The organism is Sphingobium fuliginis, assembly GCF_015074805.1.
Taxonomy (GTDB): domain Bacteria; phylum Pseudomonadota; class Alphaproteobacteria; order Sphingomonadales; family Sphingomonadaceae; genus Sphingobium; species Sphingobium fuliginis.
In genome coordinates this window covers 183,061-206,651 of the sequence record NZ_CP060036.1, presented here as the reverse complement: position 1 = coordinate 206,651, position 23,591 = coordinate 183,061, and the positions used below count along the sequence as shown (strand labels likewise).

Genomic DNA, 23,591 nt, shown 5'->3' with positions numbered 1-23,591 from the left:
AGTCAAACAAATTATGACATGAAAAGAGGAGAAGGGCGTGAAACACATCTGGAAACTGGCCGTGATCGGCGGGATTGCGTTGTTTCCGCAATGTGTCGCGCTGGCGCAGGAAGATGGCTGCGCGCGTCTGGACGACCCGTCGGAACGCCTGGCCTGCTACGATCGCCGGTCTGGCCGGGCCGCGCAGGACAGCCGCCCGATTCCCGTCCCCGCGCCGCCCGCCGCGGCATCGGCGGCTGCGATCAACAGCTATCAGGACCGTCGCGACGCCCTCAAGAGCCGCACGGATTTCGACAGCCGCTTGAAGGCGGCGATCCCGCTGCGGCACGGCTATCACCGGCTGGAGCTGGAGGACGGCACCGCCTACGACACGACGACCGTCGCGCCCCCGCCGCCGGTCGGGGCGGTGATCCATGTCCGCCGCACGCCGTTCGGCACCACCTTCTTCGACATGGAAGGGCGCAAGCCCTTCACCGTCAGGCTGTCGCGCCGCCAATAGGCGTCCGGGCGCCTTCCCCGGCCGGCTGCTCCAGCAGCCGGTTCGGGTCCACGATCACCCAGGCGAGCACGCCCGCCAGCACCACGCCGGCCCCCGCGATGAAGGCGGCGGTCCAGCCGAATTGCGCGGCGATCATCGGCGTCAGGGTGGAGGTCAGCGCCCCGCCGATCTGGCACCCCATGTTCATGAAGCCGGACACGACGCCGCTATGCGGGCCCGCTATGTCCGCCGTCACCGACCAGAAGGAGCTTTGCGAGAGGTAGATCGCCCCTGCCCCCCCGGCCAGGATCAGCACCGCAAGCGGCGCATTGTCCACCATCGATCCGCTGGCGAGGAACAGGCCGGTCAGCACGAAGGAGAGCACGCCCAGCCCGGAGCGTCCCCAATAAAGGCCGTAGCGCGCCGACACCCGGTCGTTGATGACCCCGCCCAACAGGCAGCCGAAGGTCATGCACAGGAAGGGCAGCATGGAGAAGACAGCGCTGGATTTGACATCCAGGTGCCGCGCTTCGGCAAGATAGATGAAGAACCAGCTGAAGAAGATCCAGATCACATAGCCGAAGGCGAAATAGCTGACGAACAGGCCCCAGACATTGCGGCTGGAAAATATGGCGCCCCAGGGAATGGGTCCGGCCGACGCCGTTTTGGCCGGGGGCAGGCCCGCCTCGATATGCGCGAGTTCGGCCGCGTTCACCGACGGGTGCTCCTGCGGCCGGTCCCGCGCGAGCCAGAACCAGACCGCGGCGGCGGCAAGGCCCATTGCCGCGCAGGCATAGAAGGATGCGCGCCAGCCGCCCCACAGGATGATCGCGGTGATCAGCGGCGGCGTGATGCCGGAGCCGGCGCCCACCCCGGCGAAGATCCACCCGTTCGCCTTGCCGCGCTCCTGCGCCGGTATCCAGCGCGACAGGAACTGGTTGCCGCACGGATAGACGACCGACTCGCCGATGCCGAGCGCGAAGCGGGTCAGCGCCAGCAGCAGCAGCGCGGCGCTGCCCTCCGGATGGATGAGCGCCGTCGCCGCGGTGAACACGCCCCACCAGAGCAGCGCGCCGGTCAGCACGATGCGGGGACCGTAACGCGCGGCCAGCCAGCCCGCCGGCACCTGGAACAGCGCATAGCCGATCAGGAAGGCGCTGAAGACCCAGCCCAGCTGCACCTGGTCGATGGCATATTCCTTCCGCATCTCCACCCCCGCGACGGAGATGTTGGTGCGGTCGAGAAAAGCGATCGCGCTGATGATGAACAACAGGAAGATCAGGCCCAGCCTGACCCTGGACCGCGCGGCTCCATTCATAACCATCCCTCCCGCTTGGCTTCTGCGTCAAACAATATACTATATGATTCGTAATAAGATGATGTATGTCGGCATAAGCAGGCAAGAGCAAGCATTGGAGAGGGGAAGATGGGCATGGGCACGCCGCGCACGGCGCTGGTCGCAGCGCTGATGGCCTTTGGCGGAACGGCCATGGCGCAGGCCGCGCCGCCGCTGGCGCAACGCATCGGCCACAGCGATCCGGACAAAATGCGGGTTGCGAACGGCGTCCATGGCGGTGCGGGATCGATGAAGTTCGGGCCGCTGCTCGGCGCCAATGCGCTTAGCACCAACCTCATCTTCGTCCATCGCGGGACGATCGCGCCGAAAAGCGGCATCGGCCAGCATTTCCACAATGATTGCGAGGAGATGTTCATCATCCTCGACGGCGAGGCGGAGTTCACCATCGACGGCCGCACCTCGCGCCTGGCCGGGCCTGCAGGCGTGCCCGACCGCAAGGGGCACGCCCATGGCATCTACAATCCGACCGACAGGCCGCTGCAATGGCTGAACATCAATGTCGGCATGACCAAGAGCTATGACAATTTCGATCTGGGCGACCCGCGCACCGATGCGACGCTCGATCCCGTGCCGCAGTTCATCAGCATGCGGCTGGACCGCGGCCTCCTGAAGCCGGCGGCGGCCGCCCTGCCCGATGCGACCGGCGGCGTCCTCTTTCGCCGCGCGCTGGGACCGGCGGTCTTTTCGACGCCCTGGTCCTATGTCGATCATGTCCTGCTGCCCGCAAATGCGGCGCTCGGCCGCCGGGTGCAGGCGGATATGAGCGAGGTCTATTATGTGATCTCCGGCACGGGCGAAGTAACGCTGGACGGGGAAACCGCACCGATCAGCGCGGGCGACGCCGTGCCCGTCGACCTTGGCGAGGCGCGGGCGATCCGCCAGACGGGGGCGCAGCCGCTCGAACTGATGGTGATCGGCGTGGCGCGCGATCTGGCGGCGAAGGCCCGCTACCGCGCCGAAGCCGAAGCGCGCATGCAACCGCGGCGGTAACATCGCGCCGATCCTCCCGCGTCCCTCCTTTTCGATCATCCAAGAAGGAACCAAAGCCATGTCATCCCGCCTTCGCGCCGCCCTGCTTGCCGCTGCGCTCTGCCCCCTGACCGCGCCATTGCTGGCGCAGGAACCCGCCGCACCGGCCGCCGCGCCATCCTTCGAGCGGCTGGACCCGGCGCTCGACGCGATCATAGCGCCGGGCACGCCGATCGAGCGGGTGGCGACCGGCTTCGGCTTTACGGAGGGGCCGCTATGGCATGAGGGCCGGCTCTGGTTCTCCGACGTCACCGGGGACAGGATGCGGGCCGTCAGCCCGGATGGAAAGGTGGAGGAACTGGTGGCCAATTCAGGCGGCCTGCCCAATCCCCCGGCGGGCGCCAGCATCGGCTCCAACGGCATGGCCCCCGCCCCCGACGGCACGGTGCTGATGACGCAGATGGGCGCTCGCCGCATCGTCAGGGTCGGCAAGGACGGCAGCCTGCAACCCTTCCTGTCGGAATATCAGGGCAAGCGGCTGAACAGCCCCAACGACCTCGTCTACGACAAGAGCGGCGCGCTCTGGTTCACCGATCCGCCCTTCGGCCTGTTCAACGGCATGGACAAGGACCCGGCCAAGGAACTGCCCTTCAACGCCGTGTTCCGCTATGCCGACGGCAGGCTGACGCCGGTCATCACCGACATGACGCTGCCCAACGGCATCGGTTTCTCCCCCGATTTCAAGACCCTCTATGTCGGCAATTACGGCCCCGAAATGTATATTCGCGCCTATGATGTGCGCCCGGACGGCAGCCTGTCCGCGCCGCGCGAGCTGATCCGCTTCCCCGGCGGTCGCGGCGGTCCGGACGGGCTGAAGGTCGACACGGCCGGCAATATCTGGATGACGGGCCCGGGCGGCATCCGCATCGTCACGCCGCAGGGCAAGGTGCTGGGGCAGATCAGGCTGCCGGAAACCGCGGCCAATCTCGCCTTCGCGGAGGATGGGCACATGGTCTATATCACCGGCAGCACCAGCATCTATCGCCTGCGCAGCAAGGTGAAGGGAATGCTGCCGCTCTACGCCGGGGGTCAATGAAGGGCAGCGGGCGGCGACGCGCCGCCCGCTTGGGCCGAACCGCGTTTAACGGCCGCCCGCGCCCGGCCCGGCACCGGGCGCGGGAGCATAATTTTTCGCCAGATAGGCCGTGATCGTCTTGACCTCCTCCGGCGAGACCTCGGCCCCGCGATCCGCCATGCCCTGCACGGTCGCCGCCCATTCCGCCTCGCTCCGCCGCTTCTGGAAAACCTGCCCGGTCGTGTGGCAGAAACCGCAGCGTTCGTTGATCAGGTCCAGGCCAGGGCCGGGCGGCGGCGTCGCCACGGCTACGGTCGCAGGCGCCTGCTGGGCCAATGCCCCCGCACCGATCAGGGGCAGGGTCAGGGCCATGATCATCAGTCCGACTTTACGCATGTCATGTCCTCAAGGAAGCGTATAGGCCACCACCTCGTCGCTGGTGGCCGGTGAAAAGGCGAAGCCCCCTGTCGCCACGACGGCGACCATCTGCCGTTTCCCCACGGCATAGGTCATCGGCGTTCCGTAGCTGGAACCGGGCAGTTCCGCCGTCCAGAGCAGCTTGCCCGTCTTCGTTTCGAACGCGCGGAAGCGCTGGTCCTTGGTCGCGCCGATGAAGGTCAGCCCGCCCGATGTCGTGAACGGCCCGCCTGCGCTGGTGATCCCCGCATCCTTGAGCGCGGGATGGCCGGTGTCGCCCAAGGGCCGGCGCCACGCCACCGTGCCCTTGGCGACATCTACGGCCACCAGCTCGCCCCATGGCGGCTTGTGACAGGGGAAGCCGGTTTCCATGTCCGCGAAATAGGCGTAGCCGCCCTTCATGCCCCAGCTTCCGTCGGGCTGCTGCTCCAACTGCTGGGGGCTGGCGAGTTCGTTGAGGTTGATGACGTAGAGGCCCAGATCGGGGTCGAACGCGCCCCCGCCCCAGTCCACGCCTCCCAGGCTGCCGGGAAAGAAATTGATCGCGCTGTCGGCGCGCAGCGGCTGGAACGGCTTGCTGGGGGTGATGTTCAGCTTCTTGACCAGCGCCTCGCACCGGGCCTTCAGCTCCGGCGTGACATCCAATATGTCCTCGGCATTATAGGACAGGCGGGTAAGCGGCGGCGGCGCGACCGGCATGGGCTGGGTCGGCCAGGGCTGCTCGCCCGGCACGTCGGTCTCGGTCGGCACCGGCACTTCGCGCACGTCGAACAGCGGCTTGCCGGTCACGCGGTCAAGGATGAACATGATCGCCGTCTTGTTCATCGCCACCAGCGCGGGCGTGACCCGCCCGCCGCGCTTGATGTCGACCAGCGTCAGCGTCGGCAGGTCAAGGTCCCAGATGTCGTGATGCACGGTCTGGAAATGCCAGAGATATTTGCCGGTCGCCGCGTCCACCGCGACCACCGAGTTGGAATAGAGATTGGCGCCCTTTCGGTCAGCGCCCCAGCGGTCGAAGGTCGGCGCGCCGACCGGCAGATAGGCGATGCCGCGCTTTTCATCGACCTGCACGAAGGTCCAGACATTGGTGCCCGATCGCGCCTTCGCGCTGTCGCCCTCCCAACTGTCCGCGCCCTTCTCCCCCGTCTGCGGGATGGTGTGGAAGGTCCAGACCAGCTTGCCCGTGCGCGCGTCCCAGGCGCGCACATCGCCCGCCGCGCCCTTGACCGGCATCTCCTGCACCCGCGATCCGGTGATCACCAGGTCCTTGTAGATGGCGGGCGGGCTGCTCATGCCCAGCGGCGCGGCGCGCAGGCCGTTCATCACCTCGGGCGTCTTCATGTTGACGATTCCCGCTTCCCCGAAAGCGGCGGCAGGCTGGCCGGTCGCGGCATCGAGCGCGATCAGCTTGCCGGACCGGGTGCCGAAGAAGATGCGCGCGCCGTTCCCCCTGGCTCCGGGCCAATAGGCGACGCCGCGAGTCGAGGGCTGGTCCTTGTTCGCCAGCGTATAGGCCCAGCGTTCCTTCCCCGTGGCGGCGTCCAGCGCGACGACGCGATTATAGGGCGTGGCGAGATACATGACGCCGTCGACCACCAGCGGCGTCGCCTCCGACGCTGAGAATCCGGTGGCGAACTTGGCGCGCATGCCGTCCGGCATCGGTCCCGCATCGGCGGTCACGCCGGGCGGGCGCATATGATATACCCAGGCCTGCCGCAGCGTGCCCACATTGGCGGTCGTGATCTGCCTGAGGGGCGAATGGCGCGCGCCGCCGGGATCGCGGCCATAGGCGGCCCAGTCCGCATCGGCGGACGGCGCCGCCGTGGCTGCGCCGTGCAAAGCGCCGGTGGCAACGGAAATCAGGGAAGCCAGTGCGATGGACCGGCGAAACGAAGATGTGATTTTCAACGACATGCCTCTCCTGAAGGCGGGGTTTGACCTTTGGTCGACAAGCCCGGTTGTTCTTTTGTCTTAGTAATGCTAGCAGAGGGTTAAATCATATACAATATGATCTGCACGGGAAAATCGGCGCCCCCGTATGGCGCATAAGGGAGAAGGAATATGGCGACGCTGCCATTGGCGGGCATCAGGGTACTCGACATTTCGCAGGTCATGGCAGGCCCGTTCTGCTGCATGCTGCTGGGCGACATGGGCGCCGACGTCATCAAGATCGAACCCCCGGTCACGGGCGATTCGACCCGGCATTCGATGGGCTTCCGCCTGAAGGGGGAGGACAGCCCCGGTTTCCTCGCGCTCAACCGCAACAAGCGCAGCATCGCCCTCAACCTGAAGGACGATGCCGATCGCGAAGTGCTCTATGCGCTGGTGAAGAGCGCCGACGTGCTGGTGGAAAATGCCCGCCCCGGCGTCGCGGCGCGGCTGGGCATCGACTATGACACGCTGGCGAAGATCAATCCGCGCCTCGTCTACGCCAGCATTTCCGGCTTCGGCCAGACCGGCCCATGGGCGCAGCGTCCCGGCTTCGACCTGATCGCGCAGGCCATGTCGGGCATTTTGAGCTCCAACGGCTTTCCCGGCATGGAACCGGCGAAGAACAGCATCGCTGTGGCCGATCTGGGCGCCGGTCTTTTCTCGGCCTATGCCATCCTCTCCGCCATTATCGGCCGGGAAAAGAGCGGGCAGGGCCAATATATCGACGCCTCCCTGCTGGAAGCGGCGCTGGGCCTTTCGATCTGGGAGACGACGGAGCTTTGGGGCACGGGCAAGTCGCCCACGCCCATCGGTTCGGCGAACCGCATGTCCGCCCCCTATCAGGCGATGCAGGCGTCGGACGGCTGGTTCGTCATCGGCGCGGCCAATCAGGGACTGTGGCTGACCTTCCTCGACGTCCTCGGGCGTCCGGAGCTTCAGGACGATCCGCGCTATTCCAGCAACGCCGCACGCGTCGTCAACCGGCTCGCGCTGATCGATGATCTTGCGCCCACCTTCCTCACCCGCACGCGGCAGGAATGGATCGACGCCCTGCTGGCGGCGGGCGTTCCCGCCGCGCCGATCCTCGACTATGGCGAGGCGGTGACCAGCGAACAGGCCGTCGCGCGGGAGATGGTGATGCAGGTGCCCCATCCGGTGGAGGGCGAATTCAAGGCGCTGGGCTTCCCGGTGAAGATGCGCGGCACGCCGCAGGAGGTCCGCCTGCCCCCGCCGCTGCTCAACGAACATAGCGACCTGATCCGGCAGGAACTGGTGGAAAAGGGCCTGCTCGCCCCGCAGCGGGAAGCCGCGAAATGAGCGAGGCGCGCCTCATTTACGAGAAGCGGGGCAATCAGGCCCATATCCGCTTCGACAATCCCGCCGCCCATAATGCGCTGACCGGCGCGATGTGGCACGACCTGCGCGACGCGGCGCGGGACATAGCGGCCGACCCCTCCATCCGCGTCGCGGTGTTCCGCGGCGTCGGGGGGAAGGCGTTCATATCCGGCACCGACATTTCCAAATTCGCGGATTATACGACCGGCCGGCAGGGCGTCGATTATGAGCGCGACATCGACGAATGCATGGGCGCGGTCGACGCCATACCCTGCACCACCATCGCGGTCGTGGAGGGTTGGGCCGTGGGCGGCGGCATCAACATCTCCTCCGCCTGCGATTTCCGGATCGCGACCCGCGATGCGCGCTTCGGCTCTCCCATTGGCCGCACCATAGGCAACTGCCTCTCCGCCGCCAGCGTCGCTCGGATCGGCGCGGCGGTCGGCGTGCAACGGGCGAAGCGCATGGTGCTGCTGGGCGAGATGCTGACGGCGGAGGAGCTGCTCGCCAGCGGTTTCCTGCTGCGGATCGTGGAGCGGGAGACGCTGGACGCGGAGGCCGACGCGCTGGCGCGGCGGGCCGCCGAAAATGCGCCGCTCACCACCCGCGCGACGAAGGAGACGATCCGGCGCATGGCCTTCGGGGCTTTGCCCGATGTCGAGGATCTGATTGCGGAGGTCTATGGCAGCGCCGATTTCCGGCGGGGCGTGTCCGATTTCCTGGCGCGCACGAAGAAAGTGCCGGACTGGACCGGCGCCTGATGGGGAAGCGGGCGGCGGGACGCCGCCCGGCCGTCATTTACCGCATTTGCATTCCGGCGCGGGCTTGGCCGGTTCGGGCCTTTGCGCCACGATCCTGACATTGGGCATCAGCGCCGCATTGGGCGGCAGCGCCAGGTCGCCGGCGGGAAAGCCGTTGGCTTCGAACATATAGGCTTCGATGTCCGCGACCTTCCGCCCGCCCAGGCTGCCCGGCGCGTTGAGCGGCATGGTCGTCTGGATGCGCGCAAACAGATCGCCGGCGGACGTGTTGTTCCAGTTGTTGAGGAAGGTCGGCCCGACCAGAGCGGGCGCGACGTCGATCCCGGCCAGCGTTTCGCCATGGCAGGCCGCGCAATTCTCCGCATAGGCGGCCTTGCCGCGCTCGGCCTGATCCTTCGTATAGACCCCGGTCCAGACATGGCGCTCGGGCGCCTGCGCGCGCGTCACGACCGCGCCGCCCGCAAGCAGCAGCGCGCCCGCCAGCCAATATCCCCGCGTCACCTTGCCCATCGAGCCACTCCTGCCATCAAGCCATTCCTGCCATTAAGCCATTCCTGGAAGTCGGAACGCCACCAGTTCGGCGCTGTAATTGCCGCCGCCAATGGCAACGACGATATATTGGCGGTTGTTCAGCATATAGGTCATGGGCGATCCGCTCTGCGGCGCGGGCATGTAGACCGCGCCCTTCTCCTCGCCCGTGGCCTTGTCATAGGCGCGCAGCATCGCGCCCCGGATGCCATATTCATTGGTGTAGAAGCCCGCCTCGCCGCAGATCACCAGGCTCTTGGTGCACAGAGGCCCCAGATTGCCGGCCCGGCCGGTGCGGGGAATCTTCAGGCCCTTGAGCGCCGGGTGGTTGCGGACATTGTCCGGCGTCTCGCCATGGGCGACCTGCCATTTGAGGTCGCCCTTGCCAAGGTCGATGGCGGTGATGCGGCCATAGGGGGGCTTGAGCAGCGGCAGGCCCTGCACGGTCAGGAAACCGGGCGGCGGCCCCGAACCGGGCTTCGCCGCCGGGGGCCGCATGAAGGGCGTCGGCGCCGCCGCGCCCATCGCCACCTGCGGTCGCACTTCGGACCCGGCAATGCCGTGCACATGCGGAAATTCGGAGACGCTGGGGTCTTCGTTCGGGATGATGCCGATCACGGAGGGCTGGGTCTTCGAATAGACGAAGACGGTATGGCTTTCCGGATCGTAGCAGCCGCCCGGCCAGTTGGTCCCGCCCTGGATGCCGGGCGCGGATATGGTACCCCAGCGGCCGGGCTTGCTGACCACGGGCGGCGTGTAGAGCGGCCCGATCTTGTACTGCTTCACCAGTTCCACCGCCTGCGCGCGCAGTTCCGGCGTGAAGTCGATGAGGTCGTCGATGCCGACGCCCTGCACGTCATAGGCGGGGGGCTTGGTCGGGAATGGCTGGGTCTTGGCATACCATTCGCCCGGCACGTCGCCCGCCTCCACCGGCCGCTCGACAATGGGCCAGATCGGCTGGCCGTTGGTGCGGTCCAGCACATAGAGGAAGCACTGCTTGGTCGGCTGCGCCAGCGCCTTCACCGTCCTGCCGTTCACCGGAATGTCGCACAGGATCGGCGCGCAGGGGATGTCCCGGTCCCACAGGCCGTGATGGACGAGCTGATAATGCCAGCGCCGCACGCCCGTCTCCAGGTCCAGCGCGACCAGCGATTCCCCGAACAGGGCGTTGCCGCGCCGGAACATGCCCATCTCGTCGCCGGTGGGCAGCTCCACCGGCACATAGACCAGCCCCAGTTCCTCGTCGGCGGACATTTCCGCCCAGACGCCGCCATTGCCGGCTTCGTCGGCGTCGCCGTTCAGCCAGCTGTCATAGCCATATTCGCCCTTTTTCGGGATGGTGTGGAATATCCACTTGCGCTTGCCGGTGCGCACGTCGAAGCCGCGCACATAGCCCTTCACATTCTTGCGCACCGCCGGCACGTCGCCCGCCGTATGCGCCGCGCCCACCACCACCGTGTCGCGGGCGACGAGCGGCGTCGCGTGCAGCCCGACATCGGCGGTTTCCGGATCGATCTCCTGATCGAAATCCTTCTTGAGATCGACCACGCCGTTCACGCCAAAGGCCGGATCGGGGATGCCGGTCGCCGCATCCAGCGAGACGAGCTGATAGCCGATGGTCACGAACAGGATGCGCTCCTGCTTGCCGTCGGTCCAATAGGAGCAACCATGGCCCGAAAGCTGGCGCGGGGAATTGAGCGCGCGCTGCCCCTCGTCCTTGCGGAACATCCAGAGCAGTTCGCCCGTCGCCGCGTCGATGCAGACGCAGTCGCGGCGCGACCCGGCGGTCAGGAACAGCCGTCCCTTGACCAGCAGCGGCGTCGGTTCGAACTGATATTCCTTGCGCGCCCCCAATATGTCCGTCTTGAAGCTCCAGGCCACCTGAAGATCGCTGAAATTATCGGCGTTGATCTGGTCGAGCGGCGAATAGCGCGTATTGGCCTGATCGGCGGCATAATGGCGCCATTCGGTGTCCGGCCCGCCGGGCAGATCCTGCGCCATGGCGCGCCGCATCGGGGCCGTGCCGATGCTTGCGGCGACGGCGACCGTCCCGCCCAACAGCCTGCGTCGGGTCATCTTGAACATCGCGCTTTCGGCCCCTTCCCTCTCTCTTTTCCGTGCCGTCGACCGGCTGCGGCTTACCAGCTCACCGCGATATATTTCGCCTCGCAATATTCGAGCAGGCCGTGATGTCCGCCCTCCCGCCCGAGGCCGCTCTGCTTGACGCCGCCGAAGGGCGCCGCGGCGTCCGACACCAGGCCGCGATTGACCGCCACCATGCCGGCCTCGATCCGCTCGGCCAGTTGCAGCCCCCGCTTGAGGTCGGCGGTATAGACATAGGCGGCCAGGCCATATTCGGTCGCATTGGCCAGCGCCACCGCCTCCGCCGGATCGTCGAACGGGATCACCGCCGCGACCGGGCCGAACACTTCCGTCGTCAATATCTCCGACCCCGGCTGGACGTTCGCGATCACCGAGGGCGGGTAGAAGAAGCCCGCGCCCTCCGGCGTCCTGCCGCCCAGCCTGACCTCTGCGCCGCGCGCCACGGCATCCGCCACCAGATGCTCGATCTTGTCGATCGCCTGCCGGTTGATCATCGCGCCGCACTGGGTCGCGCTTTCCGTGCCGGGGCCCATCTTCATCGCGCCCATGCGCTCTGCCAGCTTCGCGACGAAGGCGTCATGGATGCCGCGCTGGACATAGAAGCGGTTGGCCGCCGTGCACGCTTCCCCCGCATTGCGCATCTTGGCGACCATCGCGCCCTCGATCGCCTCTTCGATGTCGGCATCGTCCAGCACTAGGAAGGGCGCGTTGCCGCCCAGTTCCATGGAGGAGCTGATGACCTGGTCCGCCGCCTGGCGCAGCAGGATGCGGCCGACCTCGGTCGATCCGGTGAAGGACAGCTTGCGCACGCGCGGGTCGTGCAGGATGCCGCTGCACAGCGGGCCCGGATCGCTGCTGTTGACGACATTGACCACGCCCGCGGGCACGCCCGCCCGGCGCATGATCTCCGCCACGGCGAGCGCCGTCAGCGGCGTTTCCTCGGCCGGTTTCAGGATGCAGGTGCATCCCGCCGCCAGCGCCGGGGCGATCTTGCGCGTCGCCATCGCCGCCGGGAAGTTCCAGGGCGTGATCAGCAGGGCGATGCCGATGGGCTGATATTGCACCATGATGCGGTTGGCGCCGGACGGCGAGACGGCCAGCTCCCCGTTGATGCGCACCGCCTCCTCCGCATACCAGCGGAAGAATTCGGCGGCATAGGCCACCTCCCCCCGCGCGTCGGGCAGCGCCTTGCCATTTTCCAGCGATATGAGCTGCGCCAGCCATTCCTGCTCCGCCATCATCGCATGGAAGCAGGCGAGCAATATGTCGGCGCGCTTGCGCGGCGGGGTCGCGGCCCAGTCCGCCGCTGCTGCTGCGGCGGCGTCGACAGCGGCGATGCCCTCGGCCGGGCTTGCGTCCGCGACGGAGGTCAACACCGCCTCCGTCGCGGGATTGAGGATGTCGATGCGCTTGCCGCTGGCGGCGGGCACCCACGCCTCCCCGATCAGCAGGTCGGTCGGGATGGCGAAGGGACCGGCATGGCCGTCGGTCGTCGTGCAGCTATAGCTTTGCGTCGTCATGGGAAACCTTGTTCGAGAAGTCAGGCGGACTTGAGCGCCGCCCGCTCGCCGGAAAAGGCGGCGCGGGTGATGCTCTGCATCGCCGGGAGATCGAGGGGACGGGGATTGTTCTTGACCAGCCGGGCGGCGTTCAGGGCGTTTTCCGCCACGAAGTCCTGCTGGTCGGCCTTCAGCCCCAGCGCCGCGAGCGAGGGTGGAATGTTGACGCGGCCAAGCAGGTCCGCGACCGCATCGATGAACGCCTGCGACATGTCCTCTTCCGCCGCATCGGACAGCCCCACCGTCCGCGCCAGTTCGGCGAAGGCGGGGGCGCAGAAGGGCCGGTTGAACTGCATGACATAGGGCAGCAGCGTCGCCACCCCGTCGCCATGCGCGGTGTGCGTCAGGTTGCCGACCGGATATTGCAGCGCATGCGCCGCCGCCGTACCCGCCGTACCGAAGGCGCAGCCCGCCGCCAGCGCCGCCAGCATCAGCCCTTCGCGCGCTTCCATGTCGCTGCCGTCGCGATAGGCCCGCTCCAGGAAGCGGAAGATGTTGTCGACCGCCAGCCGCGCGAAATGATCCGACAGCAGGTTCTTGCCCACGAACACATGATCCTGCGTCAGCATCGGGTCGGCGGGGCGCGCCAGCGTCGTATAGGCCTCCACCGCATGGGTCAGCGCATCGGCGCCGGAACAGGCGGTCAGGGCAGGCGGGCAGGTGGCGGTCAGTTCCGGATCGCAGATCGCGACCAGCGGGATCAGATGCGGGCTGGCGATGCCGACCTTCACCCCGCGCTCGTCGTCGGACACCACCGCGACCGGCGTCACTTCCGATCCGGTGCCCGCCGTAGTCGGCATGGCGATCAGCGGCATGACCGGGCCGGGCACGGCGAATTCGCCATAATAGGACCGGATGTCGCCGCCATGGGTCAGCAGCACGGCGACGACCTTGGCCATGTCCATCGAACTGCCGCCGCCGATGCCGACCACCAGATCGGGGGCGAAGCCGCGCATCTCCTCGACACAGGCGTTGATCGATCCGATCGGCAGGTCGGGGATCGTCCGGTCGAAGACCCGGACCTCCAGCCCATGGGCCTGGAGGTCCGCGACCATGGCGTGGAATTCAGGCTGGGCGGCCTGCCGTTCGTCGGTGCAGAGCAGGGCGCGCTTGCCCAGCTTGCCGGCGGCGGAGCCGAGCGCGTGGCGCTGCCCGCGTCCGAACAGGACGGAGCGGGGCAGGCGCAGCGCGCCGAAGGCGGGAGGGAGGTCGCTCACTTCTTGCCACCATCCGCGCCATATTGTTTCAGATAGGCGATGATGTCGGCGCGATCCTGCGCGGCGGCCATGCCGGGGAAGATCATCTTGGTGCCCGGAACCAGCTTCGCCGGACCTTGCAGCAGCTTGTCGATGCTGGCCTCGTCCCATCTGATGCCCGACGCCTTCATCGCGGGCGAATAGCCATAGCCGCCTTGACTGCCCGCCACGCGGCCGACGACGCCGTTCAGCGAAGGTCCCATGGAGCGCGCCGGGTTCGGCCCGACCTTGTGGCACGCGGCGCAGCGCGCGAAAAGCTGCTGCCCATGCGCGGCATTTCCCTTCGGCGCGGGGGCGGCGACCGCCGTGCCGGCGATGACCGCGCCGATGCCCACAGCGAATATCCAAGTCTTCACCTAAACAACCTCCTGTCGTGCGCGCCATGCGCGCGATGTCCGAACCGAAGCGCCGGGGCGCTGCGGATGATTTCCGGCGATGGCATCACGCCTCGGCCCCCTGCCCGTCACGCAGCTTCCGCGAGGCGTCGATGCGCAGGAACAGCGCCGCCGCGATCAGGCAGAGGACGGAGAGGACCGCGAAGGCGGCGAACCAGCCGCTCATGCTGACGATATAGCCGGTGACCGCCGCCGCGACCGCCGCGCCGCTGTTGCCGAGCGTGTTCATGACCGCCGATACCGAGCCCGCATATTCGCCGCCAATGTCGAGCGTCACCGCCCAGGATACGCCGACCGTCAACTCCAGCCCGAACAGCGCGATGCAGAAGCAGAGGATGCTCGCCACATGCCCGTCCATGGCGGCCGCCAGCGGGATCATCGCCGCGGCCGTCAGGAAGCCGACCACCGCGACCGAGCGGCGCGCCATCTTCAGCCCCGCGCCGCGCTTCACCAACAGGTCGGACGCCCATCCGCCCATCAGGTCGCCCACCACGCCCGCCATCAGCGGCAGGCTGGCGAACAGGCCCATCATGGCGATGTCGAACCCGCGCGCATCGTGCAGATATTTGGGGAACCAGGTCAGGAAGATGTTGATGCAATAGGCGTAGCAGAAATACATGGCCGACAGCACCCAGAGCTGCGAATTGGCCAGCAGGTGCCGCCATGGCACGCTCACCCGCGCCCGGCCCGCGCCCAGCGCGCCCTCGATCATCGCCAGTTCGGCGCTGTTGACCGAAGGATGCTCGCGCGGCGTGTCGCGATAGTAGAAGAACCACAGGGCCGCCCAGCCGATGCCGACCAGCGCGAAGGCCATGAAGGGCATGCGCCAGCCGAACTGGACGATGAGCAGCGCGACGAACACCGGGGTCACCGCCCCGCCCAGCCGCGCCCCCGCATGGGTCAGGCCCTGCGCCCAGCCCCGTTCCGACGGCAGCATCCAGCGCGAGAGCGACCGGGTGGCGATGGGAAAGGCCCCCGCCTCCCCCATGCCGAAGAGGAAGCGGCACACCATCATCGACCCGGCCGACCAGGTCAGCGCCGTCGCGGCGGTGAAGGTCGACCACCAGAGCACCACGCCGGTCAGCGCCCGGCGCGGCCCGAACCGGTCGCCCAGCCAGCCCCCCGGAATCTGGAACAGCGCATAGGCGATGGAGAAGGACGCGAAGATCCAGCCCATCGTCACCGGCGAGAAGCCATATTCCTTCTCGATCACCGGGGCCGCCGTGGCGATCACGACGCGATCCATATAGGTGATGAGATAGGCGAGCACCGTCAGCCAGAGCACGACATGGCGCGCCCGCGTCGGGCGCGCCGCCCCGGCTCCGGCGGCCGCGTCGCGCGGTTCTGCGACGCTTGCCTCGCCGGTCACGGGCGGGGCCCGCAGGCATCGGCCGCGCGGCCGGTGCAGGTCTGCCAGATGGTCGGCACCTTGTTGCCGGCGATATAGACGGCGTCGATGGCGCGGGTGTTGCGGATGTCCGCCGTGGGATCGCGGTCCAGCACCAGCAGGTCGGCCCATTTGCCCGGCGCGACGGTGCCGATGTCCCTGGCGCCCATGAACTCCGCATTGGCGCTGGTCGCGGCCGTGATCGCCTGCATCGGCGTCACCCCGGCCTTCACCATCAGTTCCAGTTCCCAATGCGCGAAATAGCCGGGAAAGCGCGCCGTCGGGCCGCTGTCCGTGCCCATGCCGTAGCGGATGCCCGCCTTCGCCTCCCGCGCGAAATTGTCCATCGCATATTGCAGGGTCGGCGCATATTTGGGGAAATTGGGCGCCGCGCCCAGCTTCGCCGCCCGCTCCGGACTGGCCAGTTCCTTCAGCACGGCGGGCGTCACCCCCCGCGCGAAGAAGGGATCGTCCAGGAAGGGCAGCGTCCTGTAGGTGAAGGACGCCTCGCGGCTCAGCGTCGCGGCCATCTGCCACACGCCCTTCGCCTTCATCTGGCCGAGCAGCGCGTCGTCCACGGCGCGGTCGCGCACGGAATGGGCGAAGGCGTCCACCCCTTCCCGCGTCAGTTCGGCGGCGTTGGAATAATAGAAGATGTGGGCGACGGTCTTCTTCCCGTCCTTGTGCGCCTGGTCGATCACGGCGCTGCTGATCCGGGGCGGCATGCGTTCCTCCAGCATGCCGAATTCGTCGTCGACCCACAGCTTGATGAGGTCTGCGCCCTTCGACGCCTCCTTGTCCACCATCGCCCGCGCCTCTTCCGCCGTGGCGACCGACTGGTCGAGGCCGGGGACGCCGCCATAGCTGCCCTTGAAGACCACGCCCTGCCCGACGGTATAGACCCGCGACATCGCCGTGGGCCCCTTGCGCCTCTGCTGGATCGGGAAGATCAGGTCCTTCTCCGTCCCCAGCGTCTGGACGGTGGTGACGCCATAGGCGGCGTAGATGCGAAGCTGCTTCTCGATATTCTCAGCCGTCTGATATTGCAGGTCCTGGGTGATGCCGTCGACCAGCCCCAGATGGACATGGCTGTCGATCAGGCCGGGCATCAGATATTTGCCCTTCAGCCTTTCGACCTTCGCCCCGGCCGGCGCCTTCAGCTTCGCGGACGGCCCGACCCAGTCGATCCGCCCATCCGTCATGACCAGCGCCTGGTTCGCCGCCGGCGCCTTGCCGGTGCCGTCGATCAGCGTGAAGTCGCGCAGCACCCTGGTTTCGGCCAGCGCCGCCGCCGGAAGTCCGGCAAGCATCGCGACCGTCAGGCTGACAAGTGAAAAACCGGCTTTCATGGCTGACCGCATTACCCATCCTCTCCAGGATCTATTTCATATCCTATATGATCCTGTGCGACCGTGGTAGGTGGTTGCCGCGGGCCCGTCAAGGGGCTTTCCCACGTCGTTGAACGTTCGGCCGACACGTGATGCCTCCCCCCCTCGGGGGTCGCGCGATCAGCGTCGAGACGTGCCGTTCGCCCGGTCCATCCGCTGCTGCGAACAGGTGAGATGGTCGCGCACCGACTGCTCGGCCGCGACGGGATCATGCGCCAGCAGGGCGGCGATGATCGCCTGATGCTCCCGCGCGGCCACTTCGGGCGCATTGGGCTGGGCGCTGTTCTGGTAGAGCGATCGGAAGATCTGGAGATGCGCGTGCAGCCGCTCGATCGTCTCCTCGATCAGGCGGTTCCCGCTGCCCTTCGCGATCAGCCGGTGGAGCTGCGCATCCGCCTCCGCGAAACGGGCATAGGCCTGCTCGTCGCGCTCGACCACGGCGTCCATGTCGGCCTGGATCGACTGCAGGACGGAAAGCGTCTCATCGTCGATCTGCTCGGCTGCACGGGCGGCGGCATAGGGTTCGATCAGCAGGCGCAGCGTATAAAGGTCGTGCACCTCCTCCGGCGTCATCTGCGGGCTGGCGCGGTAGCCGACATTGGTGGTCTTGTAGACCAGCTTCTCCGCCTCCAGCTGGCTCAGCGCCTCGCGAATCGGCGTCTGCGAGATGCCGAGCTGGCGCGCGACGGTATCGATGGGAATGCGTTCCCCCGGCGCGATCTTCACCGTCATCAGCATGGAGAGAAGATGCTCATAGGCACGCTCCACCAGCGTCGGTCCGGAGGCGGCGCGTGCCGAGGAACCAAGGGCGCCCGCGGGCTGTGACATGTTGTGAAGGTCGGACATGGATGCCGCTTATAAGGTCAGATGCGGAACATATAGGATATTTTCGTCGCAATGGCGATGGCCATCTTGCAGGAGACAGGGCCGGCGCGACGATCCGTAACCGCCCTGCTACAATGAAGGTGCAATATCGATTATGCTCCATTGGGCCAGCCGGCCGCTTCGCTTTTCCAGAATTTGGAACGAATAGGTAGATTTTATGCGCCTGTTTCGCAGAAGCGAGGGAAAGTAGACCGACATCAGCCCGAACGACGGGCCCCTGCACTTTCAAGGAAGGAGACCCGCCATGTCGATCACCGCCATTCCGACCCCCGCCGATGCGCTGCTGTCGCCCGACGACCACGCCCTGATCCTGATCGACTTCCAGTCGCAGATGGCCTTCGCCACCAAGTCGATCGCGCCCGAAATATTGCGCAACAATGCCGCCCTGGTCTCCAATGCCGCGGCCGGCTTCCACGTCCCCACCATCCTCACCACCGTTGCGGAGAAGAGCTTTTCCGGCCCGATGTTCAGCGAGATCGCCGACGCCTTTGGCGACCAGCCGATGATCGACCGCACCAGCATGAACAGTTGGGAAGACGCCGCCGTGATCGAGGAGGTGAACCGCATCGGCAAGGACCGCCTGGTCATCGCCGGACTGTGGACCAGCGTCTGCATCGTCGGCCCGGTGCTCTCCGCACTCGAACAGGGTTTCGAGGTCTATGTCATCACCGACGCCAGCGGCGACATTTCCGAGGAAGCCCATGACCGCGCCGTGGAACGCATGATCCAGGCGGGCGCGCGCCCGATCACGGCGCTGCAATATCTGCTCGAACTGCAACGCGACTGGGCGCGCGCCGAAACCTATGCGCTTACCACCGGCATCGCCCGCCAGTGGGGCGGCGCCTATGGACTGGGCATCACTTATGCCAGCGCCATGTTCGGCGCCTCCGAAGGCGGCCACTGATCCCCCCTCCCCACAGCCGGGCCGCCCTTTTGGCCCGGCTGCCCCTTCTCCCGCACCCCCAAGCCAGAGCGATGAAAGGATTTCCCGATGAGCAATTTCGTCACCACCCCGGACGGCGTCGACATCTTCTACAAGGATTGGGGCAGCAAGGACGCCCAGCCGATCATGTTCCATCATGGCTGGCCGCTTTCCGCCGACGACTGGGACACGCAGATGCTGTTCTTCCTTGCCCAGGGCTATCGCGTCATCGCCCATGACCGGCGTGGCCATGGCCGCTCGCAACAGGTCGATTCCGGCCATGACATGGCCCATTATGCCGGCGACGCGGCCGCCGTGGCCCGGCATCTCGATCTGCGCGACGCCATCCACATCGGCCATTCGACCGGCGGCGGCGAAGTGGCCGCCTATGTCGCCCGTCACGGCCTGCCCGAAGAGCGCGTCGCCAGGGCGGTGCTGGTCAGCGCCGTGCCGCCGATCATGGTGAAGACGGACCGCTATCCCGGCGGCCTGCCGATCGATGTGTTCGACGGGCTGCGCGCGGGCCTTGCCGCCAACCGCGCGCAATTCTTCCATGAAGTTGCGGCCGGCCCCTTCTACGGCTTCAACCGCGAAGGGGCGGAGGTGAAGCCCGCCGTCGTCGACAATTGGTGGCGGCAGGGGATGATGGGCAGCGCGCTCGCCCATTATGAAGGGATCAAGGCCTTTTCCGAAACCGACCAGACCGACGATCTGAAGGCGATCACCGTCCCCACGCTCGTCCTGCACGGCGACGACGATCAGGTCGTGCCCTACAGGAATGCAGGCCTGCTCCAGGCCGAAATCCTGCCGAACGCCACGCTGAAAATCTATGAGGGCTATTCGCACGGCATGCTGACGGTGAACGCCGATGTCCTCAACGCCGACATTCTGGCGTTCATCAAGGCCTGACGCAGCGAAGGAACGGACCCATGAAAGCCTATATATTCTCGCTGGGCGCCGGGCTGCTGGTCGGCATCGTCTACAGCCTGCTTGGGGTCCGTTCCCCAGCCCCGCCGGTCATCGCGCTGGTCGGGCTGGCAGGCATCCTCGCCGGCGAACGGGTCGTGCCCGTCGCCGGCAGCCTGTTGCGCGGCAAGCCTTTCACCCCCGCGCAGCAAAGCGCCGCCGCCCTGCCGCCAAAGCCGGAGCAGGAGCAGTGATCACCCGCCGCCGGGCGCTTGCCGGCGCCGGCGCCACCACCCTGTTCACCGCCACGGAAAGCTTCGCCATGACCGCCAGGGACGTCATCATCATCAATGCCAGAGTCACGACGCTGGACCGGGAAAATCCGGTCGCGCAGGCCGTGGCGATCCGCGACGGCACATTCCTGTCCGTCGGCGGCGAAGGCGAAGTCCGCGCCGCCGCCTCCCCCGATGCGCAGGTCATCGACGCCGGAGGCCGCCGCCTCATCCCCGGCCTGATCGACAGCCACATCCATGTCATCCGGGGCGGCCTCAACTATAATATGGAATTGCGCTGGGAAGGCGTTCCGACATTGGCCGACGCCATGGCGATGCTGAAGCGCCAGGCGGAAATCACGCCGCCGCCGCAATGGGTGCGCGTCGTCGGCGGCTTCACCGAGCATCAGTTCGCGGAAAAGCGCCTGCCGACCCTTGAAGAGATCAACGCCGCGGCGCCCGACACGCCGGTCTTCATCCTCCATCTCTATGACCGCGCGTTGCTGAACGCGGCGGCGCTGCGGGCGGTGGGCTATGCGAAGGATACGCCCAATCCGCCGGGCGGCGAGATCGTCCGCGACGCGCAGGGCAATCCGACCGGCCTTTTGCTGGCGCAGCCCAATGCGACCATCCTCTACGCCACGCTGGCGAAGGGCCCGAAGCTGCCGCCCGAATATCAGCTCAATTCGACCCGGCATTTCATGCGGGAACTGAATTCGCTGGGCGTCACCAGCGTGATAGACGCGGGCGGCGGCTCGCAAAACTATCCCGACGATTATGAGATCGTGGAGAAGCTGCACAGGGACGGCGATCTCACCCTGCGCATCGCCTATAACCTCTTCACCCAGAAACCGAAGGAGGAGCTCAGGGACTTCGCCAACTGGTCGACGAAGATCAGGCCCGGCGACGGCGACGACAGCTACCGCCACAACGGCGCGGGCGAGATGCTGGTCTATTCGGCCGCGGATTTCGAGGATTTCCGCGTCGCCCGCCCGGACATGCCGCCGGAAATGGAAGGCGATCTGGAACCTGTCATCCGCCTGCTGGCCGAACGCCGCTGGCCCTGGCGCCTGCACGCCACCTACGACCAGACCATCGGCCGCGCGCTCGACGTGTTCGAGAAGGTGAACAGGGATATTCCGCTGCAGGGCCTCAACTGGTTCTTCGACCATGCCGAAACGATCGGCGACCGCAATATAGACCGGATCGCGGCGCTGGGCGGCGGCATCGCCGTGCAGCACCGCATGGCGTTCCAGGGCGAATATTTCGTGGACCGCTACGGCGCGAAAGCCGCAGAGGCCACGCCGCCGATCAAGCGCATGATGGCGGCGGGCCTGCCGGTCGGCGCGGGCACCGACGCGACCCGCGTCGCCAGCTACAATCCCTGGGTGTCGCTGTCCTGGCTGGTGACGTCGAAGACGGTCGGCGGGCTGACGCTTTATCCGGTGCGCAACCGGCTGGACCGCGAGACGGCGTTACGGCTGTGGACGGAGAAGAACACATGGTTTTCCAATGAAGTCGGCAAGAAGGGACAGATCAAGGCCGGGCAACTGGCCGACCTGGCGCTGCTGTCCGACGATTATTTCACCGTGCCGGAGGATGAGATCGCCCATTTGCGGTCGGTGCTGACCGTGCTGGGCGGCAGGATCGTCTATGGCGAGGGCGATTATGGCCCGCTTGCCCCGGCCGCGCCCAAAGCGATGCCCGACTGGTCGCCGGTCGCGACCTTCGGCGGCCATTATCGGAAGGATGCGACGGCCAGGAAGATGGCGTCGGCCTGCGGTTGCCATTCCGCCTGCGCCGTCCACGGTCATGACCATGCAGCGGCGCTGGGCGCATCGGTTCCCGCCGCCGATGTCCAGAGCTTCTGGGGCGCGCTCGGCTGCGGCTGCTGGGCAGTGTGATTTCGCCTGCCGACCGGATAAACGCGCCCAGCCCCCTTTAACAGCCAAGCGATTCGAGGACATCATGACCGCTCCCAACGGCCCCGCCGCGCCGCTGCCCTGGCTGCTCCTCCTGCTCTCCGTCACCACAGGCCTGGTCGACGCGATCAGCGTGCTGGGCCTGGGCAAGGTGTTCACCGCCAATATGACCGGCAACATCGTCTTCCTGGGCTTCGCCGCCGTGGGTACGCCGGGGTTCCACGCGCTCTCCTATCTGGCCGCCATCGCCGCCTTCCTGATCGGGGCGCTGGTGGCGGGGCGCGTGGGCAGGCATCATGTCGGGCTGCCGTTGCGCCGCTGGCTGATGGTGGCCGCGCTGGCAGAGGCTGTGCTGCTCTGGATCGCGGCGGGCGTCGCCACCGGCTTCGACATCGCCAGCCAGTCGCCCGGCAGCGCGCTCTATGCGATCATCGCGCTGACCGGCCTTGCCATGGGCTTCCGCAACGCGACCGTGCGCCAGCTCAAGGTGCCGGACCTCACCACCACGGTTCTCACCCTCACGCTCACCGGGCTGGCGGCGGATTCCGCGCTGGCGGGCGGCAGCAGCCCCAATCGCGGCCGCCGCATCGGCGGCGTCGCCGCCATCCTGCTGGGCGCGGCCATCGGGGCCCTGCTGGTCAATCGCGCCGGTCTCGTCGCGCCGCTGATCCTCTCGGGCGCGCTGGTCCTCTTCGGCACCGCCGCCTGCGCGCTGCACCCGGACGCCAAGGCGCCCGCCTGATCAGATGTCGCCCATGCCCTCCACATCCCGGTCCAGCGCGCCCAGCGCCACGAACTGATCGAGCAGCCAGGAGGCGGCCGGCCCCGGCGGCGTGTCGCGCCGCCAGATGGCGGAGAAACGGTACATGCCCCCGTCATGGTCGGGCATGGCGAGCCGCACCAACGTCCCTGCGACCAGATCCGGCTCGATCATCGGCAGCGGCATATTGCCCCATCCGATGCCTTCCCGCAGCAGCGCATGCTTGGCGCTGAGGTCGGCGAGGCGCCAGGTCTTGGGACTGCGCACCGAATAATCCCGCCCCTCCGTGAATCGCGAACGGTCCGTCAGCACCAGCTGTATATGGTCGCGCCCGGCGCCCGGCGCGATGGCCTCCATCCGTCCCAGCGGATGATCGGGCGCGGCGACCGGCACCATCGCCACCGCTCCCGCCGTCCGGCTCTCGATCCCCTCGACCCCTGCGGACAACGGCCCGGATATGCCGACCACCGCCGCGCGGTCCAGCACCATCGCGGTGATCGCGCCCAGCGCCTCGGCATGCAGGCGAAGCTGGACCGTCGGGAATTCGCGGGCGAAGGCGCGCAGCACGCGGCCCAGGCGCTCCGACGGCAGCATCACGTCGACCGCCAGGTCGACCTCCGCCTCCAGCCCGTCGAGCAGCCCCTTCACCTTCGCGCGCAGGCCGTCGACGCCGTCGGCGATGCTGCGCGCCTCCGCCAGCAGGGCGCGGCCCGCGACGGTGAGTTGCGGTTTACGCGTCCCCTCCCGGTCGAACAGCGTCAGGCCAAGCTGCGCCTCCAGATTGGCGATGCCATAGCTGATGACGGACACGGCGCGGTTCAGCCTGCGCCCCGCCGCCGCGAAACTGCCGCTGTCCACGATCGTCAGGAAGATGCGCAGCTGGTCGAAGGTCGGCATGCCCGGATTGTTCACTGTTCCATTTCCTCGAACGGTTCGATGCAATTTATCCCACTGAACGGGAAAGCCGCACGCCTGTAAAGAGAT

At 67.2% G+C, this 23,591-nt stretch carries 22 protein-coding genes; 10 read left to right on the top strand and 12 right to left on the bottom strand.

Annotation, left to right across the window (positions count from 1 at the left end; translation table 11 throughout):
* The first annotated feature begins 37 nt into the window (after positions 1-37).
* Positions 38-499, top strand: a complete 462-nt coding sequence (locus H5V43_RS17260; RefSeq protein ID WP_025548688.1) for a hypothetical protein — start codon at positions 38-40, stop codon at positions 497-499.
* Here H5V43_RS17260 and H5V43_RS17255 read toward each other — a convergent pair.
* On the bottom strand, positions 477-1,802 hold the full coding sequence (locus H5V43_RS17255) for an MFS transporter (RefSeq protein ID WP_244309871.1): 1,326 nt from the start codon (positions 1,800-1,802) through the stop codon (positions 477-479). The genes H5V43_RS17260 and H5V43_RS17255 overlap by 23 nt on opposite strands.
* 108 nt (positions 1,803-1,910) lie before the next feature.
* Here H5V43_RS17255 and H5V43_RS17250 point away from each other — a divergent pair, with 108 nt between their 5' ends.
* Entirely contained in the window at positions 1,911-2,825 is a 915-nt protein-coding gene (locus H5V43_RS17250) for a cupin domain-containing protein (RefSeq protein WP_244968701.1), read from the top strand.
* A gap of 58 nt (positions 2,826-2,883) precedes the next feature.
* The gene (locus H5V43_RS17245; protein ID WP_025548693.1) at positions 2,884-3,900 is read left to right on the top strand and encodes an SMP-30/gluconolactonase/LRE family protein; all 1,017 of its coding nucleotides are present in this window, start codon (positions 2,884-2,886) and stop codon (positions 3,898-3,900) included.
* A 45-nt stretch (positions 3,901-3,945) separates the two neighbouring features.
* On the opposite strand, the gene H5V43_RS17240 is transcribed toward H5V43_RS17245, so the two are convergent.
* Positions 3,946-4,275 (bottom strand): c-type cytochrome, encoded by a 330-nt coding sequence (locus tag H5V43_RS17240; RefSeq protein WP_025548694.1) that lies wholly within the window; start codon positions 4,273-4,275, stop codon positions 3,946-3,948.
* A gap of 9 nt (positions 4,276-4,284) precedes the next feature.
* Positions 4,285-6,210, bottom strand: coding sequence for a pyrroloquinoline quinone-dependent dehydrogenase (locus tag H5V43_RS17235; RefSeq protein WP_193666857.1), 1,926 nt, complete (start codon positions 6,208-6,210; stop codon positions 4,285-4,287).
* Between the two features lie 147 nt (positions 6,211-6,357).
* Between H5V43_RS17235 and H5V43_RS17230 the strand changes: the two genes are divergently transcribed.
* Complete coding sequence (locus H5V43_RS17230; RefSeq protein WP_025548695.1) at positions 6,358-7,545, top strand: CaiB/BaiF CoA transferase family protein; 1,188 nt, start codon at positions 6,358-6,360, stop codon at positions 7,543-7,545.
* Entirely contained in the window at positions 7,542-8,324 is a 783-nt protein-coding gene (locus H5V43_RS17225) for an enoyl-CoA hydratase (protein WP_025548697.1), read from the top strand. The genes H5V43_RS17230 and H5V43_RS17225 overlap by 4 nt, the downstream gene beginning before the upstream one ends.
* A gap of 33 nt (positions 8,325-8,357) precedes the next feature.
* On the opposite strand, the gene H5V43_RS17220 is transcribed toward H5V43_RS17225, so the two are convergent.
* The 8 genes from H5V43_RS17220 to H5V43_RS17185 form a co-directional block, all read right to left on the bottom strand.
* Positions 8,358-8,834, bottom strand: coding sequence for a c-type cytochrome (locus H5V43_RS17220; RefSeq protein WP_025548698.1), 477 nt, complete (start codon positions 8,832-8,834; stop codon positions 8,358-8,360).
* Positions 8,835-8,867: 33 nt separating this feature from the next.
* On the bottom strand, positions 8,868-10,937 hold the full coding sequence (locus tag H5V43_RS17215) for an outer membrane protein assembly factor BamB family protein (protein ID WP_044660931.1): 2,070 nt from the start codon (positions 10,935-10,937) through the stop codon (positions 8,868-8,870).
* Between the two features lie 53 nt (positions 10,938-10,990).
* Complete coding sequence (locus H5V43_RS17210; RefSeq protein WP_025548699.1) at positions 10,991-12,475, bottom strand: NAD-dependent succinate-semialdehyde dehydrogenase; 1,485 nt, start codon at positions 12,473-12,475, stop codon at positions 10,991-10,993.
* A 20-nt stretch (positions 12,476-12,495) separates the two neighbouring features.
* On the bottom strand, positions 12,496-13,731 hold the full coding sequence (locus H5V43_RS17205) for an iron-containing alcohol dehydrogenase (RefSeq protein ID WP_025548700.1): 1,236 nt from the start codon (positions 13,729-13,731) through the stop codon (positions 12,496-12,498).
* On the bottom strand, positions 13,728-14,126 hold the full coding sequence (locus H5V43_RS17200) for a c-type cytochrome (RefSeq protein WP_025548701.1): 399 nt from the start codon (positions 14,124-14,126) through the stop codon (positions 13,728-13,730). The genes H5V43_RS17205 and H5V43_RS17200 overlap by 4 nt, the downstream gene beginning before the upstream one ends.
* Before the next feature lie 85 nt (positions 14,127-14,211).
* Positions 14,212-15,534 carry an MFS transporter gene (locus H5V43_RS17195; RefSeq protein ID WP_025548703.1) on the bottom strand — a complete coding sequence of 441 codons (1,323 nt, stop codon included), beginning with the start codon at positions 15,532-15,534 and terminating at the stop codon, positions 14,212-14,214.
* Positions 15,531-16,901 carry an amidohydrolase family protein gene (locus H5V43_RS17190; RefSeq protein ID WP_025548704.1) on the bottom strand — a complete coding sequence of 457 codons (1,371 nt, stop codon included), beginning with the start codon at positions 16,899-16,901 and terminating at the stop codon, positions 15,531-15,533. The genes H5V43_RS17195 and H5V43_RS17190 overlap by 4 nt, the downstream gene beginning before the upstream one ends.
* 159 nt (positions 16,902-17,060) lie before the next feature.
* Positions 17,061-17,786 (bottom strand): GntR family transcriptional regulator, encoded by a 726-nt coding sequence (locus tag H5V43_RS17185; protein ID WP_103001103.1) that lies wholly within the window; start codon positions 17,784-17,786, stop codon positions 17,061-17,063.
* A gap of 283 nt (positions 17,787-18,069) precedes the next feature.
* Between H5V43_RS17185 and H5V43_RS17180 the strand changes: the two genes are divergently transcribed.
* The 5 genes from H5V43_RS17180 to H5V43_RS17160 all read left to right on the top strand — a co-directional run bounded on the left by H5V43_RS17180 (position 18,070) and on the right by H5V43_RS17160 (position 22,589).
* Positions 18,070-18,729, top strand: a complete 660-nt coding sequence (locus H5V43_RS17180) for a hydrolase (RefSeq protein ID WP_025548706.1) — start codon at positions 18,070-18,072, stop codon at positions 18,727-18,729.
* Between the two features lie 87 nt (positions 18,730-18,816).
* A complete protein-coding gene (locus H5V43_RS17175; protein WP_193666856.1) occupies positions 18,817-19,656 on the top strand; it encodes an alpha/beta fold hydrolase in 840 nt (279 codons plus the stop codon).
* Between the two features lie 20 nt (positions 19,657-19,676).
* Complete coding sequence (locus H5V43_RS17170) at positions 19,677-19,907, top strand: DUF1427 family protein (protein ID WP_025548708.1); 231 nt, start codon at positions 19,677-19,679, stop codon at positions 19,905-19,907.
* Entirely contained in the window at positions 19,904-21,829 is a 1,926-nt protein-coding gene (locus H5V43_RS17165) for an amidohydrolase (RefSeq protein WP_025548709.1), read from the top strand. Before H5V43_RS17170 ends, H5V43_RS17165 begins: the two co-directional genes overlap by 4 nt.
* A gap of 64 nt (positions 21,830-21,893) precedes the next feature.
* Positions 21,894-22,589 carry a YoaK family protein gene (locus H5V43_RS17160; protein WP_140043183.1) on the top strand — a complete coding sequence of 232 codons (696 nt, stop codon included), beginning with the start codon at positions 21,894-21,896 and terminating at the stop codon, positions 22,587-22,589.
* Here H5V43_RS17160 and H5V43_RS17155 read toward each other — a convergent pair whose 3' ends face one another.
* Positions 22,590-23,519, bottom strand: coding sequence for a LysR family transcriptional regulator (locus tag H5V43_RS17155; RefSeq protein ID WP_025548711.1), 930 nt, complete (start codon positions 23,517-23,519; stop codon positions 22,590-22,592).
* Positions 23,520-23,591: the final 72 nt, after the last annotated feature.

Coding starts and splice junctions, on each gene's coding strand:
- H5V43_RS17160 (WP_140043183.1), top strand. CDS start 21,894: ATGACCGCTCCCAACGGCCCCGCCGCGCCGCTGCCCTGGCTGCTCCTC.
- H5V43_RS17185 (WP_103001103.1), bottom strand. CDS start 17,786: ATGTCCGACCTTCACAACATGTCACAGCCCGCGGGCGCCCTTGGTTCC.
- H5V43_RS17240 (WP_025548694.1), bottom strand. CDS start 4,275: ATGCGTAAAGTCGGACTGATGATCATGGCCCTGACCCTGCCCCTGATC.
- H5V43_RS17235 (WP_193666857.1), bottom strand. CDS start 6,210: ATGTCGTTGAAAATCACATCTTCGTTTCGCCGGTCCATCGCACTGGCT.
- H5V43_RS17180 (WP_025548706.1), top strand. CDS start 18,070: ATGTCGATCACCGCCATTCCGACCCCCGCCGATGCGCTGCTGTCGCCC.
- H5V43_RS17230 (WP_025548695.1), top strand. CDS start 6,358: ATGGCGACGCTGCCATTGGCGGGCATCAGGGTACTCGACATTTCGCAG.
- H5V43_RS17175 (WP_193666856.1), top strand. CDS start 18,817: ATGAGCAATTTCGTCACCACCCCGGACGGCGTCGACATCTTCTACAAG.
- H5V43_RS17210 (WP_025548699.1), bottom strand. CDS start 12,475: ATGACGACGCAAAGCTATAGCTGCACGACGACCGACGGCCATGCCGGT.
- H5V43_RS17190 (WP_025548704.1), bottom strand. CDS start 16,901: ATGAAAGCCGGTTTTTCACTTGTCAGCCTGACGGTCGCGATGCTTGCC.
- H5V43_RS17245 (WP_025548693.1), top strand. CDS start 2,884: ATGTCATCCCGCCTTCGCGCCGCCCTGCTTGCCGCTGCGCTCTGCCCC.
- H5V43_RS17220 (WP_025548698.1), bottom strand. CDS start 8,834: ATGGGCAAGGTGACGCGGGGATATTGGCTGGCGGGCGCGCTGCTGCTT.
- H5V43_RS17255 (WP_244309871.1), bottom strand. CDS start 1,802: ATGGTTATGAATGGAGCCGCGCGGTCCAGGGTCAGGCTGGGCCTGATC.
- H5V43_RS17215 (WP_044660931.1), bottom strand. CDS start 10,937: ATGTTCAAGATGACCCGACGCAGGCTGTTGGGCGGGACGGTCGCCGTC.
- H5V43_RS17225 (WP_025548697.1), top strand. CDS start 7,542: ATGAGCGAGGCGCGCCTCATTTACGAGAAGCGGGGCAATCAGGCCCAT.
- H5V43_RS17250 (WP_244968701.1), top strand. CDS start 1,911: ATGGGCACGCCGCGCACGGCGCTGGTCGCAGCGCTGATGGCCTTTGGC.
- H5V43_RS17170 (WP_025548708.1), top strand. CDS start 19,677: ATGAAAGCCTATATATTCTCGCTGGGCGCCGGGCTGCTGGTCGGCATC.